This is a genomic window from Mesorhizobium sp. CA14, assembly GCF_020165195.1.
Classification (GTDB): Bacteria; Pseudomonadota; Alphaproteobacteria; order Rhizobiales; family Rhizobiaceae; genus Mesorhizobium.
In genome coordinates, this window is sequence record NZ_JAIUHR010000003.1 from 209607 (window position 1) to 223709 (window position 14103).

At 60.4% G+C, this 14103-nt stretch carries 15 protein-coding genes and 1 pseudogene; 4 read left to right on the forward strand and 12 right to left on the reverse strand.

The genetic code is table 11. The annotated features are described in order from the left end of the window. Nucleotides 1-83: 83 nt before the first annotated feature. The 5 genes from LB565_RS05275 to LB565_RS05295 all read right to left on the reverse strand — a co-directional run bounded on the left by LB565_RS05275 (nucleotide 84) and on the right by LB565_RS05295 (nucleotide 5022). A complete protein-coding gene (locus LB565_RS05275) occupies nucleotides 84-2492 on the reverse strand; it encodes a PAS domain S-box protein (protein WP_224582107.1) in 2409 nt (802 codons plus the stop codon). Between the two features lie 446 nt (nucleotides 2493-2938). After that, the gene (locus LB565_RS05280) at nucleotides 2939-3466 is read right to left on the reverse strand and encodes a beta-class carbonic anhydrase (protein WP_224582108.1); all 528 of its coding nucleotides are present in this window, start codon (nucleotides 3464-3466) and stop codon (nucleotides 2939-2941) included. A 523-nt stretch (nucleotides 3467-3989) separates the two neighbouring features. After that, nucleotides 3990-4259 (reverse strand): hypothetical protein, encoded by a 270-nt coding sequence (locus LB565_RS05285; protein WP_224582109.1) that lies wholly within the window; start codon nucleotides 4257-4259, stop codon nucleotides 3990-3992. A 12-nt stretch (nucleotides 4260-4271) separates the two neighbouring features. Beyond that, complete coding sequence (locus LB565_RS05290; RefSeq protein ID WP_224582110.1) at nucleotides 4272-4481, reverse strand: hypothetical protein; 210 nt, start codon at nucleotides 4479-4481, stop codon at nucleotides 4272-4274. A gap of 310 nt (nucleotides 4482-4791) precedes the next feature. After that, nucleotides 4792-5022, reverse strand: coding sequence for a hypothetical protein (locus LB565_RS05295; RefSeq protein ID WP_224582111.1), 231 nt, complete (start codon nucleotides 5020-5022; stop codon nucleotides 4792-4794). A gap of 24 nt (nucleotides 5023-5046) precedes the next feature. On the opposite strand from LB565_RS05295, the gene LB565_RS05300 reads away from it, so the two are divergent. Continuing rightward, nucleotides 5047-5262 (forward strand): hypothetical protein, encoded by a 216-nt coding sequence (locus tag LB565_RS05300; protein WP_224582112.1) that lies wholly within the window; start codon nucleotides 5047-5049, stop codon nucleotides 5260-5262. A gap of 28 nt (nucleotides 5263-5290) precedes the next feature. Here LB565_RS05300 and LB565_RS05305 read toward each other — a convergent pair whose 3' ends face one another. From LB565_RS05305 to LB565_RS05325, 5 genes are all read right to left on the reverse strand, one after another. Next, entirely contained in the window at nucleotides 5291-5476 is a 186-nt protein-coding gene (locus LB565_RS05305) for a hypothetical protein (RefSeq protein WP_140691926.1), read from the reverse strand. Between the two features lie 799 nt (nucleotides 5477-6275). Then, complete coding sequence (locus tag LB565_RS05310) at nucleotides 6276-6458, reverse strand: hypothetical protein (RefSeq protein ID WP_140691922.1); 183 nt, start codon at nucleotides 6456-6458, stop codon at nucleotides 6276-6278. Between the two features lie 30 nt (nucleotides 6459-6488). Next, entirely contained in the window at nucleotides 6489-6764 is a 276-nt protein-coding gene (locus LB565_RS05315; RefSeq protein WP_224582113.1) for a DUF982 domain-containing protein, read from the reverse strand. Beyond that, a complete protein-coding gene (locus LB565_RS05320) occupies nucleotides 6765-6926 on the reverse strand; it encodes a hypothetical protein (protein WP_224582114.1) in 162 nt (53 codons plus the stop codon). A gap of 1398 nt (nucleotides 6927-8324) precedes the next feature. Continuing rightward, a complete protein-coding gene (locus tag LB565_RS05325) occupies nucleotides 8325-8723 on the reverse strand; it encodes a VOC family protein (protein ID WP_140691910.1) in 399 nt (132 codons plus the stop codon). 91 nt (nucleotides 8724-8814) lie between these two features. On the opposite strand from LB565_RS05325, the gene LB565_RS05330 reads away from it, so the two are divergent. Both LB565_RS05330 and LB565_RS05335 read left to right on the forward strand, forming a co-directional pair. Continuing rightward, on the forward strand, nucleotides 8815-9510 hold the full coding sequence (locus LB565_RS05330) for a helix-turn-helix transcriptional regulator (protein WP_224582115.1): 696 nt from the start codon (nucleotides 8815-8817) through the stop codon (nucleotides 9508-9510). A 212-nt stretch (nucleotides 9511-9722) separates the two neighbouring features. Next, nucleotides 9723-9999: pseudogene (locus LB565_RS05335) on the forward strand (zincin-like metallopeptidase domain-containing protein); the annotation flags it as partial. A 280-nt stretch (nucleotides 10000-10279) separates the two neighbouring features. On the opposite strand, the gene LB565_RS05340 reads toward LB565_RS05335, so the two are convergent. Together LB565_RS05340 and LB565_RS05345 are read right to left on the reverse strand one after the other, a co-directional pair. After that, nucleotides 10280-10528, reverse strand: coding sequence for a conjugal transfer protein TraD (locus LB565_RS05340; protein ID WP_224582116.1), 249 nt, complete (start codon nucleotides 10526-10528; stop codon nucleotides 10280-10282). 1 nt (nucleotide 10529) lies between these two features. Next, a complete protein-coding gene (locus LB565_RS05345) occupies nucleotides 10530-10856 on the reverse strand; it encodes a conjugal transfer protein TraD (protein ID WP_224582117.1) in 327 nt (108 codons plus the stop codon). Between the two features lie 172 nt (nucleotides 10857-11028). Between LB565_RS05345 and traA the strand changes: the two genes are divergently transcribed. Beyond that, nucleotides 11029-14076, forward strand: a complete 3048-nt coding sequence (traA, locus tag LB565_RS05350) for a Ti-type conjugative transfer relaxase TraA (protein ID WP_224582118.1) — start codon at nucleotides 11029-11031, stop codon at nucleotides 14074-14076. Nucleotides 14077-14103: the final 27 nt, after the last annotated feature.

Genomic DNA, 14103 nt, shown 5'->3' on the forward strand with positions numbered 1-14103 from the left:
AACGGGTAACCGAGCACTTTCAGCAGATCAGGCAAAGACTCGCGCACAGACTCGTCATCATCGATGATTGTCACGAGGGGCGCTTAGGCATTGGGGCTTCCTTCGTGGGATGCCTTCGCTCCTTGTGGCGTGTGCCCTGCGGGCTCGGTTGGAACAACCTGCACCGCAGGCTGCGGGATCGCGAACGAGAAGCTCGCCCCCGTGTCGGCGTTTCGGCTTGCCCAGATGCGGCCGCGGTGATGCTCGATGATTGACCGACTGACAGATAGACCGATGCCCATGCCGGTCGGCTTGGTCGTATAGAACGCGTCAAAGGCTCTATTGATACTCTCCGGGTCGATACCTACGCCGTTGTCCTTTACCGTCAGTTTCACTTGACCGTCTTCGTCCATTGCGGTGCTGAGTGTGACGCGCCTCGGTCGATCCTCGATCTCGCTCACAGCATCAGCCGCGTTAAGAAGAAGGTTCAACACGACCTGCTGAAGCTGCACACGGTCGCCAACGATCTTCGGCAGGTCAGGCGCGAGATCAACCTCGAGGTCCACCCGTCCTCGCCGCAACTCGATGGTCGTCAGTGCGAGCAAATCTCGCACAGCCTCGTTGAGGTCGACTGACTCGGTGGTCTCACTTTTTTTGCTGAACAAGGCGCGCAGCTTGCTGACGACTTCGGCGGCGCGATTGCCATCGCGGATTGTGCGCCGCGCGGTTTCGCGCGCGCCCTCGATATCTGGCGGATTGGACGCGAGCATGCGCAGTCCGGTGCTGGCGTTAGTAATGATACCCGAAAGCGGCTGGTTAACTTCATGAGCGATCGACGCCGTCATCGCCCCAAGGGTGCTGACCCTCGAGACGTACGCCAATTCTGTGCGCAGCTCGTTGACAGCCTCCTCGGCCAATCTCCGCTCTGTAATGTCCTGCATGGTGCCAACGAAGATCTTCTGCCCGTCAACTTGAGTGTCCGGGCGCGATTCTGTGCGCAGATATTTGACGCGGCCGTCGGGCATGCGGAGTCGAACGTCGTAATCGTGATCCACAATACCGGCCTGCGCCTCTGCAAGCTTAGTCGTCAGCAGCGGGATGTCGTCGGGATGGACCCGGGTGGCGATCTGCTCAACGGTAATCGGCACGCTCGAATCGAACTCGAAGATCCGGTAGAGTTCTTCCGAAAAGAACGTGATCTCCCTTGTCGCTAAGATCCACACGAAACTTCCGGTGGAGCTCACGCGCTGCGCATGCGCGAGCGAGGCTTCGCTTTTCACCAACTCGTCTTCGGCGCGTTTGCGATCCTCGATGTCAGTATTGATGCCGTACCACCTGACGACCGCTCCGGTTTCGTCGCGTAGTGGGCTCGCTCGGAAGATGAACCACCTGTATTTGGCGTCGGCACCGCATAGCCGCGCCTCGCACTCGGCGCTCGAGCCGGTCTCCCGGGCTTTCTCCAATGCGGCACCCAATCGCTGCAAATCCTCTGGATGCACTGCCGACGTCCAGCCCCAGTCCGCTAAGTCGTCGAGCGATCGCCCGACATAGTCGAGATAGTGCTGATTGAAGAAGTCGGCCGCGCCGTCTGGATGTGCTGACCAGGCCAATGCCGGGATGGCATCGACGGTGACTTGCAGGTTGCGCTCGCTGGCCGCGAGGGCTTGCTCAGCATGCTTGCGATCGTCGATGTCAATCATCAGACAGTACCAGCGGATGATGCGTCCATCGGCATCTTTGGCTGGGAGACCACGGACCTGGAACCAGCGATACGCCCCGTCGAAGCGCCGCAGTCGCGTTTCCGTGTCGATCGGACGTCCTGAATGGAAAGATCCCCTCAGGACTTCAACGTGGTGTTCGACATCGGCGGGATGGACCGTGCCGTTCGTCGGCCAGTTCGAAAATTCCTCGATCGTCTGGCCGAGATATTCAAGGAACTGGGCGTTGACGTCTTCGGCGGCACCGCTCGGCGCGAAGGTGGCGATCAGGCCGGGGGTGGTGTTCACCGCTAGCCGGAGTTGACCCTCGCTTTCGCGCAGCGCTAGCTCCGCCTTTTTCTGATCATCGATGTCGGTCAGCACCCCATACCAGCGGAGGATGCGGCCATCGGCGTCTCGCAACGGATTGTTGCGGACCTGGAACCATCGATAGACGCCATCGAATCGTCGTATCCGAGTTTCGAACCGGCTTTCTCGATCCAGGGTCATGAACGTTCGGAAGTACTTCAACGTCCCACCGAAGTCGTCGGGATGGACCATATCGGTCGTCGTCCATTGCTTCAGTATCTCAAGCGTGTACCCGAGATATCCCAGAAGCCGTTTGTTTGCGTCCATGATTCCTGTCTCTGGAGAGACTACGATAATGCCCGCTGGAAGGGTGTCGAGCGTCAGGCGCAGCTCACTTTCACTGGCCCGAAGCGCGTCCTCCGCAAACCGTCGCTCGGCCACTTCGCGATGGAGTGCTTCGTTAGCGCGAGCGAGATCCGCCGTAAGTTGAGGTATGTCCATTTCCATTTGGCCGCCTGTCTCCCGTCGAAGCCTTCGGCCGCGTAGGATTCCAGGCTGCTCCTGGGCGGCAGTCGCCACAAATGCCGACCCCGGCATGACCGGCCAATTCGGTACACCCGCCAGCAGCGCTAGGCAACTTCAGGAAGCTCCCGCCTTGAGCACCAAATCAAATTATCATAGGTGGCACTCGTCGCACGACCGTTGGTCGCTGGACCCGAGGTGCTCGAACACGGTATGGCCCAACTGGCACGACAGAGTTAGCAGAGCGCAAGATTATTGCTTCCTCCGCGGGCCCGGCTCACCAACGACCGCTCTCACGCGGCGCTTGGACGGATCGGACGTCGGGGATGCGGCGCAAGTCAATTCCACACTAGCCGCGACCTACGGCACCATTTACTCCACACTCGGTCCACGGCGGGATGGGCCCTCTCCACCACCGCTGGCGAATATATTCATTTCCGCTCTGACAACTGCTCGCTTTCCACCGTCACTTCCGTCAAACCACCGGTGTCGACATCAAAAATAAAGCCGCGCACGGGAACGTCTTTAGCAATCCATGGGTGCGATCTAATTTTCGTTATTTGCTCTTTCGTGTGGTTTTCAGGATCTTTATATGAGAAGAATCGCATAGGCGCCGGCGTTGCGTCGCCAGTCTGCGCGCTGAACTTTGTGTTCAAATCCTCGTCTGTAAAGCTCGTGAATCCACAGCCCGTGTGGTTGAGCAGCATAATCTCTGCTGAGCCCAGTACCCGGGTGGACACAATAAGTTCCCCCATCACATCATCTGTTACAGCCGGACCGCCAGTGCGAATTACGTCCATGTCGGCATTGTTCAAACCTAAGATTCCCACTAGGTCAGAGAGCCGCGGATCCATGCAGGTTACGATCGCAATCTTGGGCCGAGGGTGCGCCCCCAGCTTTGAGTCATACCCCTGGGCATACCGCTCATTGGCCTCTAGAGCCTTATCGATGAGACTCATGATCTTTCTCCTTGTTTAGCAATCCGCTTCAATTGCGGCAGTCATAGTCCGCTGGAGAGCTGCCGCTGTCGATGAGACCAAGGTGTCGGGTGGACCGACAAATTGCCGACTGAATGTCGGCCATTTCCGACCAACGGGCAGAAGCCAGGAAGCGGACATCGCCGGCCGACAACGACACATGCCGAGTCGGCAGCAACTCCTCTTTCCTGCTTTGGGCCGCTGAAGCGTACCGGCGGGGTTTCGGTGCCTTTTCACGGCTCGTACTTCGGCGCCACGTGAAGAACGTTCGAACTCACACGTGGGAATTCGAACTCACACGTAGAACTTGAACGGTTGGCGTTCCTCTCCCTTGGCCGAGCCCATCGTGAGGACGTCTCCAACCATCCAAGCCGATCATAACGGACGCCGGCCGGCGACGTTGTGGCAAGCGTACTCGAGCGAGAATGGTGGCGGCGCTGGCCGGAAGGGCGCGACGAGGCGAAATGCTCGAAGCCATGAGGGGCACATGACAGCCCGGCTCGCTTCACATGCCCAATGTCTGCCCCGCGTCCAGGTGCAGGAACGCCGCCGACGAATTGCTGCGAATGGCGTCTTCAAATGCCTCTGTCGCCTTGCCATGCGTGACGTCGACCAGAAGCGATGCCGCCTTCTCGACCTCATCGGCAGCGCGTTCAATACGGTCAAGACGCTTCGCCAGACGATCGTGCAGCATTTCCAGCCGCGCTGCCCGGTGCAGATCGGAGCGCTCTTCGCGGTGGTCGAAATCGAGGGGAGCGAACATCATCGTCGTCATGGTATCGGCTCCTCAATGGGCGGTCGGCGGCGTTATCTTCAGCCGCCGCCGCTTGGCTGCCTTCGCTCTCGCCTGGCCGGCTCGGATCCGGCGGCACAGTGCAAGGCTGACCGCGAGGCCGTGCTTTTCGTCGAGCATAGCCGTGGCCTGCTTCAGGGTGCGCTCGGCTCGCTGCGCGCGTTGCCTTGCAACCGCCATTTCGAGAACGACAAGTTCAAGCATCGTCCCGTTTCCTTGCGGGCTGAGGTCCCTTCACGGAATCAACAAGCGAGCCCGGCATTTGTTCCTGTGGCAGCCAGGTCGCGCGTCGAGCCCCTCGATCGCCTCGCTCATCCTCACCGCGCTGGCGCTTGCGACCGTCCTGGCCGCCGGCGGCGCCGAGTGCCGTGCCGCCGGCCGCGACGACCGGAATCTACAGTTCACGAGTCATGCGATGACGCCGAAGCAGCGCAAGGGTTCGACGCCTTGCCCATAAGCTGGCGGGCATAATTGCAAGCCCTCATTTGGAACGCTTCGTGCAACAAACGGACCATCAATGCTCTCCCTCGTCGGCTAGGTATTCCCTCACATTTCCGAAGTCGCGGTAAATCCCGCCGTCGGGATGCTTTTTCTCGTGCCACGAGATCGACCAATAACCAGTGTCTTCAAGATCTTCCATAGCGCGGATCCGATCGGCATCGGCCGGAAATTGCTGCTTGAGGAGTGAGTTGACTGCGTCCACCCCGCCCAGACGATAGGCTTCCAGGCAAATGTCGTGAAACATTGTCTATCCCCCGAAAAGACTCGCATGAGCAGAATTGCGCAACTGGAGGCTGCAACGCAAGCGGGCTCTCTCGTCGGCAACTATCGCCTGCCCAACGAATGGCAATACGCGCGCCTTGGCCGTCTGCGGGGCGAGAAACGGCATGCCGCAGTGCTGGCCTTGGGCTGCGGGATCACCGTCCGCCAGTTCGCCAAGCTGCCCCTGGATAGGCAGCAGGCGGTTCGCAGGCAGGCGGCATAGGCCGCAACCTTTGGCCTGAGAGCTTTTCCTAATTCTCCGCGTGGCTGAAGACGACAGCGCCGTTGTCCTTGCGAACTTCGACCGACACTACTCCATCGTCACCCTTTCGAGTCGGGAACATGGTGATTGCGTGATCCTTCGCCATTTTCTCAGCGTCAAAGGTCACCTTGTCGATAATGCCCCGTACTCCATACCAGATGACAGTGTAGGCCATTTGTTGCTCCCACGCTTTACGCAAGCATAGCACCAGCGTCCCGTGGGACCTACATCGGGCCACAGCGAGGCGCCAAGACGCGATCGGCGCTTCGGCGGCGCCAAGAGAGCGGCGACGAGGAATGCGCGCTGATGGCTGGTAGAAGGGCGGCCCGGCAGCCAACGTATCTTCGGGGGAGTGGTAAGCCGCCGGGCCTAGGGGACACCTAGGACGGGGAGCACCCGTCCCAGAAGCTCCAGCATGATCCCGACGGCGGCGGGCGGGAAGAATAAGAAAGCAGCCGGCCGAACTTTCAACGGTCGCCTTTATGACGAGATGCCCGTTCCATCGACGCCTTGAGAATGTGATTCCCGATCTTGGTTGCCAGCCCAATAGCCTTCGGCTCGGGGTTCGATATGGCCAGAAACAAAGAGAACATTGGGGCGCCCCGGTCGTTGCGGAAGGCAAGACTTTCGGGAAGAGGTCCGCCAGTCGCTTCCCGACAAACTGTTCTATGGCCGCGACGTCGGCGCTTCGTTGGTGAATCTCGTCGATCTGTCCTAATAAGTCGGTCCGTTGCTCGCGACTATCCCAAGCCTTTTCCCATTCGTCCGTCCCGAGCATCCGAGTGATCAAATCGGATGAGGGCCGAATCGTCTACCCGGCGACTCGACCCTCATAGCCCCCAGCACTGTTCCAAGGAGTCCCAGGCCAGCAAGCTGGCGGTGAGGATATGAACTCCGTCGCTAGGGCGATCGCGGGAAGCCCGTCGCCTACCCTCATTAGCTGCGATGGGCTTTTCTTTGGGTAGGCTGAGAATTCAGTGCCTGCGGGCCAGCGTCTGTTCCTCTTCCTGCTGATCCAGCGCCCCTAGCAATTCAGTAAAGGACTTCGGCAGCGTCAGTTCAACGCCCAAGTCCAGCTGCTTGCGCAACCTCCGACGGAAACCTTCTGAAGTGGCCAGCTGCCGAAAGATTTGGGGAGATTCGTTGAGCGTAGACATTGAGCAGTGGCATCCCTTGGGGGCCGGCCCTCAAGGGCGGAACTCACCCGGGAGGGAATCGTTCCCCGATCGAATTGCCCTGCTATCAATCGAGCAGCATGCCTTCCTTGCGTGCCGCCGTCTCGAATGCGGCGGGGTCAGATCGAGGCAAGCCTGCAACGCCTTATTCCAGTGGCGGCCACGCTCGGGCCACTCAAGCAGGTTCTCGGCGGCTGCCTGGACGTTGTTGACCTCATAGCGGACGCCCGTTTGGCGGGTCTTCACCGAGACCGGCGGCGAGAACCATAGCGCGCCATGCGTGCGCATCTATTCGTGCATGTCGAAGGCGACGAACCGGCCAAGCAATATCGCCTCGTACATGATGCATTCGGTGAGTTGGCAATCGGTCTCGGTGAGATTGGGACCCTGTTCGCGGACGGCAGCGATGGTTTCTTTGATCGAAACCGTTTCGCCAAACGCATCGGGCACCCAACTGTTCGTTCAAGGATAGCCAAGTCATCAACACGATATTGAGGGAGGCATTCGCGGCGACGGGCGTCCGGCGGGATAGGCAGCCGATCATGTTGCTGGCCTTTTCCGCGAACCAGCAGTTCTCCGGCGCGCCAGTCGATATCGTCGAGTAGGATCGCCATGACCTCGAGCGCGCGCAAGCCAAGGCGGGCCATCAGCAGCATGGCGTAGTCGCGTGCATCGCGCCGCGAATTGCGAGGCCACGACTGCCTCCACCTCGTCAGGCAACAGATGACGAGGAAGTCTTGCGCCCCAGGGTTTAATGCACCCGAGGGACGCAAAGCGACAGGTGCGTAGTCGTAAGGCCCTGGGGGAACAGATATTGAAAGAAGCTGCGCAAATGCGTGGCTGGTGTCTTGTCGCGGAACGGTCGCTTGCGCGTCAGAAGGTGCTCCATGAATGCCACGACATCTCGCGCGCCAGAGCGGGCAGATCGAGCATATGGTCGCCGAAGCGATGATCGAGAAAGCATCCGCGAACCGGAGCACGTGATAGACCATGCGCGGGCTGAGGCCGCGCTGTCGCAGAAGGTAGGTTTCGAAGTTGCTCGGCAGCTCAGCGCGCTCTGCCTGCGCAGCGACCCGACCCTCACAGCCCGCAGCACCGTCGAGGGGGGTCTCCCAGTGCTGTCGAACTGGGGGTGACGATAGCGGCATTGATGGGAAACGCGTTTAGGAGCGCTGCATGGACAAGCTTTTTAGCGGTGCTCGCCCGACCATGGTCGGCTTGAACGTCCACCAGCCCAACTCCACCCTACAAACCCGAGTGCCTACCGTCGCGGCAAGACCGCCGGGAAAGCAATGAAAATCTGCGTGGAAAGAAAGAGGGCCGAATCGTCTACCCCGACGACCCGCGAGGGCCCAGCGGACAATGACAACGCCGCAGCCAGCCGCTAACCTTCCAGACGATCACGGTCGCTTCGCCCGCTTGCTCGAGGCCGAGGGCATTGCGCCGTCGGCTTTGACGCCGGACCTTGCTGTCGAGTTGGGACGCCGATTGCCGCCCACGCGAAGCAGGTAGCGATAATTCGTAGGGGTGTCAGGTTTGTAAGTCCTGGAAGAAAGACTTTCCTCGAACGACGTGAAGTGGGGATCGAGGCAGGTAGTCTGGTTTGATATATCCGTCTCTTGTGCTCCATGTTGTTGGAGCGACAATCTTCACGTCAAATCCATATCTGTTTTCCAGCCTAGCGGCAGTTTTCGACCCTAGCACAGACGTTCGCCATCGAGTTCCAGATATCCTGATAGCAGTCATTCGACTCGATGACGGAAAGCGCTACGTCTGCGACGCCATGTTTGCCATTGTTGCATTGCCTACTGCGCGCGGGGCGCTCGCGCACCCTATCTGTCGTTCTGATTATCGTCCTATGAACCGGCGTTTGGCATCTTCCGTTGCCGGCATGAAGAGCGATACCGCACTTCCTTCCGGGTCGCGGAACTGGAATGTCTTGTTGCCCCAAGGCATGGTCTTGAGTTCATGCACAAGGGGAACGCTATCCTTGAGGCGCGCGTATTCGGCATCAACGTCATCGACCTGAAACTCGAGAAAAACAGTGCGGTTATCTCCTGGCTGGGCGCTGTTTTCCTGCCAGAGCGATACAGTCTCCACCGAGCCGATCGCAAGGACTGCGCCAGGGGTGACGAGTTCGGCAAAGACCGGCGCCAGCCAGTTTGCCGTGACCCCGGTGACCATTTCGTAGAAGGCGACCATCTGTTTGATGTCGCCGGCGATGATGCGAGCGGATGCGAATTTCATGAAAAACTCCTAGATGGCGATGCCTTTGCCGCATCTTCACAGGCTTGTCTCACATCGCTGTTGCCAGCATTATGGCAGCAGGAGTCAGCATATGCGCAGAGCCGACCGTCTTTTTCAGCTCATCCAGATCCTGCGGCGCAGCAGCCGGCCGGTGACGGCCGCTGCTATCTCGCAGGAACTGGAGGTTTCGAAGCGCACGGTCTACCGCGACATCGCGGACCTCATGGGCCAGCGGGTGCCGATTACCGGTGAGGCCGGCTTCGGCTATATTCTCCATCCTGGGTTCGACATGCCGCCCCTCATGTTCACGCCAGACGAGATTGAAGCCATCGTTCTGGGCGCCAAATGGGTTTCCTCTCATTCGGATGCGCTCATCGCCACTGCTGCTAGCGATGTCGTTAGCAAAATCGCTGCCGTCGTTCCCGATGCACTGCGGCCGTTCATCGCCGAACCAAGCATGACCATACGGCCGGTGCAATCGCCGCCGAACGAGACCATCAATATTGCGCCTATCCGCCAGGCAATTCGCGACGGACGAAAGCTGCGTCTTCGCTATCGCTCGAAAGCCGATGAGACGACAACGCGCACTGTGTGGCCGGTCATTCTCGGTTATTCCGAGACCAGCCGATTGCTGGTGGCCTGGTGTGAACTGCGGCAGGACCTTCGGCACTTCCGCACCGATCGCATTGTGGCGGTGGAGGTTTCAGAAGAGGCCATTTCCCTACGCGATGGTGAGTTGCGTCGGCGCTGGCAGACATTGCGAGAGAAACAACTTCCTGTCCGCTAACACGTTTGGTGATAGCCCTAGTCCGCTTCCTAGGTCGCTTGCCTGTAACCAGACCTTCGCAAAACATCCATACTCGCCCCCCTCGAACCGCTCTGATTATGCCTAACTGTCGCATCGCTGAACGCTAGCTCAACAGTGGCCAAAATCAGGCATGCAGCATAATCCGACTTACGGCATAATGCCCCTTATGCCGATTATCGGCATAATGGCCATGGACGAAACATCCCAAGCGCCTTGACCGGGAGTTAGGCCGCAAGCGCTTTGGCGATGAGGGCCCTGGAAGAGCTGGTGGCGGAACTTGGCGCGGCCTTTCTGTGCGCCGATCTCCAGCTTACCCCCAAGACGCGCGATGATCATGCAGCTTATGTCGCAAGCTGGCTGAAGGTCTTGAAGGACGACACGCGGGCGATATTCACCGCTGCATCACATGCCGGTCGCGCGGTGGCGTTTCTGCATGCACAGGCGAAGGCTAAGGGCTTGGCTGCGTAATGTCTGGTCTGCCGGGCAACGGCGCGACGGGGTCTGCTCAATCCGGCCGCGCTGCGCTGCTCTGGACCGGGTGGGCGCCATGCCAAGGTGGGTTATCAGTTGTGTCGGTGATCTCCGAAGTTTGTTACTCGACGGCCTGAGACCTGGAACAGGTAGCTTTCGCAAGGCTCCGCCGACCTCAGCTCTTCCACCAGGGGCGCAGCAACAAGTGCAGGTCTTGCTTTCCTTCAGTCCGGTTCGAGATATTTGACGTCGGGGCCGCGGCGTAGCGCAAGCGCCGCTAAGTTCGCTGATCCTTTCCCCCTTCATGCCTTTCCGCATTGAACGCCTGCTTCCCCTTCGCAACCCAGAGGTCGCGCGCTTGCTCGCCTTCATGGCTCTGCAGCTTCTCGGCAATCCAGAGCAGCGCGCCGTACATCGTGGCGCGATCGTCATTGGTGAGCTTGACAATGCCTGCTTTGACGACGAGCCCACCAAGTTCGATGAGCAGCCGTGTGCGCTTGCGACGCTCGACCTGCCAGGTGCGCATATCATTGCGAGCCTGTGCCGCTTGCCGGCGATTGTGGGCTGACCGGTTGCGCTGGAGCGCCGCGTGGGTTGCGCTGAGATGCCGAAGCAGTTCGCCGGGACCGGCTCTCGAAAAACATCACCCCACGCTTGACCCATGCCTCGCGCTTTGAGGTGTCTTTCGTCTCGGCAATTGCGACTAGTGCGCCGGCCAGTTCGTCGGTGCTGAGTTGATCGGCGCCGGTGGCGATCACCAGTTCGCCAAGTTGCTGTACCTTTCGTATTTTGAGCTCGCGCGCCTTTTCTTCCAGCGCCTTCAGTTCGGCGTCGAAGTCTCGCTGTTTGCGCATGGCTGTCTCCGTCGGTTGTCGATCGGAGGATGATAGGGGAGCGCCTGCCGGAAGGCTTCAGGGTTGCCGAGACAGCCCGGGACGGGCTGGTCGCTCCCGAGAATTTTTCGAGGGAGGGCGCGCTTATACGTCGTGCCGACGTACGCTTTGCCGTGCAAATGATCTGGTCGCGATGGCGATCTATCATCTTCACGTCAAGGTCATTGGCCGCAAGGCAGGCTCGAGCGTTGTGGCGTCGGCCGCCTACCGCTCGGCCTCGCGATTGCGTGATGAGCGGATTGAACGCAGCCATGATTTTTCAGCCAAACGTGGTGTCGTCCATTCCGAGGTGATGCTGCCGGAGGATGCACCGGGGGCCTGGAGCGACCGCGAACGGCTTTGGAACGATGTCGAGGCGTTCGAGGTCCGCAAGGATGCCCAGCTCGCCCGCGAGGTTGAGTTTGCGCTCCCGCGTGAACTCAGCCAGGCGCAAAGCATCGAGCTGGCGCGCGACTTCGTACAGGCCGAGTTTGTCAGCCGAGGCATGGTCGCTGATCTCAATGTGCATTGGGACAGGGCGGAGGATGGCAGTCCAAAACCGCATGCCCATGTCATGCTCACCATGCGCTCAGTCGATGAGAACGGTTTCGGGGCGAAGGTTCGAGACTGGAACGCTACCCAGATGGTCGAGCGCTGGCGCGAGCGTTGGGCGGAGCTGGCCAATGAACGCCTGGCCGAACTCGACATCGACGCGCGCATCGATCATCGCAGTCTGGAAGCGCAGGGCATTTCCCTGGAGCCGCAAACCCAGATTGGTGCACCAGCCCAGCGCATCGAGGGCAGTGGCCTTGCTGCTGGCGATATTGAAGCCGATCGCGCAGAACTGCATCGCGAGATCGCGCGCAACAATGGCGTGCGCATCATTGCCGATCCATCCCTGGCGCTCGATGCCATCACCCAACAGCAATCGACCTTCACCCGAAAGGACATTGCGAAGTTCGCGCATCGTCACAGCGACGGGATGGAGCAGTTCAATGATGTCATGGGCGCGATCGGTAACGCGCCCGACCTAGTCGAACTCGGCAAGGACGGATGCGGCGAAGATCGCTTCACCACCCGGCAGATGATCGAGACCGAACAGCGGCTGTATTACGCGGCGGAACGCATGGCTGGGGGGGAGCGTCATGCTGTGAGTGACCCAGATCGCGAGGAGGCATTGGCGCATGCCAAGCAGCGCGGCCTTGTTCTGTCAGGCGAGCAGACCGATGCCCTGGATCACGTCATCGATAGCCGCGGTCTTGGTGTCGTTGTCGGTTTTGCCGGAACGGGCAAAAGCGCCATGCTGGGCGTTGCGCGCCAGGCATGGGCAGCGGCGGGATACGAGGTTCGAGGCGCGGCACTGTCTGGGATTGCCGCCGAGAATCTGGAAGGCGGATCAGGCATCTCGTCACGCACCATCGCCAGTATGGAGCATGGCTGGGGACAGGGCAGGGATCTGCTCACCACGCGCAATGTCCTGGTGATCGATGAGTCCGGCATGGTCGGCACGCGCCAGTTGGAGCGCGTGCTTTCCCATGCGGCGGACGCTGGCGCAAAAGTCGTTCTCGTCGGCGATCCGCAGCAGCTACAGGCGATCGAAGCCGGCGCTGCATTCCGCTCCATTCACGAAAGACATGGCGGCGTCGAAATCGGTCAAGTGCGCCGCCAGCGCGAGGACTGGCAGCGTGATGCCACGCGCGATCTGGCAACCGGCAGGATCGGCTCTGCAATCAGCGCCTACGACTCGCAAGGCATGGTGCATCAGGCGGCAACGCGCGACGAAGCGCGAGGCGAACTCGTCGAGCGCTGGGATCGCGACAGGCAGGTGCATCCAGAGGCCAGCCGGATCATTCTCACCCATACAAACGACGAAGTACGCGTACTCAACCAGGCAGCGCGCGAGCGCATGCGCGCTGCCGGAGAACTCGGCGACGAGGTTCAGGTGAATGTGGAACGCGGTGCAAGGGCCTTCGCCAGCGGCGACCGTGTCATGTTCCTGCGCAACGAGCGCGGGCTTGGCGTCAAGAACGGCACGCTCGGCATTGTGGAGGAAGTCAGCATACAGAGCATGGCCGTGCGCATCGATGACGACAGATCGGTTCGCTTCGACCTCAAAGACTACGCGCACATCGACCACGGCTATGCCGCGACCATTCACAAGGCGCAGGGCATGACGGTTGACCGGACCCATGTGCTCGCAACAGCTGGCATGGATGCGCATGGCAGCTACGTCGCACTGTCGCGGCATCGCGACGGGATGGACCTGCATTACGGCAGCGATGACTTCGCGACCCGCGATCGGCTTGTCCGGACGCTCTCACGCGACCGCGCCAAGGACATGGCGTCGGACTACGAGCAAGTCGATCCAGCTCAGAGCTATGCCGAGCGGCGCGGAATCACGTTCCGCGAGCGTGTGGTCGAGATCGTGCGCCGGGTCGTCCCGGAGAAGTTGCGCGACAGGATCAGCGGGCTGCTCAACGGGTTGCGCTCGCCAGGAGAAGCGGAGCCCGGCCAGAAACGTGGACCTGGGCCGGGAAGGGAAAGTGTTGCGGCGCAGATCGGAGATGCAGGCCGGACACCCGGCAGAGGAAATCTTGCCACGGGAGAGTCGCGCGACACGGATCTGCCGGCAGACGGGGAAGCGGCGTTGCGCAGCGCTCGTACGAAAGCGCTTGTGCGTCACGCGCGCGCGCTCGACGCGATCCTCAGTACTGGAAATGCCGACGGGCAGAGCAGTCCCGAGCAGATGCGCGAGTTGAGGGATGCCCGTAGCGCTTTCGAGAAGGTGCGGCCGTATGGCTGGCGCGATGCTGAAGCGGCCTATGTGAAAAATCCCGAACTTGTCCGCGAGGCAGGTGCCGGCCGCGTCAGCCGCATCGTGCTGGCTCTCCAGCTTGAGACGGAAATCCGCACCGGACTGGACAACGATCCGAGCCGCCGCGCAGATCGTTTCGTGGAGCGTTGGCAAAAGCTCGATCGCACGAGCCAGCGCCAATACCAAGCCGGCGACATGGCGGGCTACAAGTCAACGCGCACGGCCATGTCCGACATGGCCAAAAGCCTCGAACGCGATCCGCAACTGGAATCCTTGCTCGCCAATCATAAGAAGGCGCTCGGCATTCAGGTCGAATCCGGCCGCCGCCTTGGTGTGGAACTGATGTTCAACCACGGCATCAGCATGGGACGGGGCATCGGGCTGTGACACCCGGCCAATCCGCCGCCGTTTATA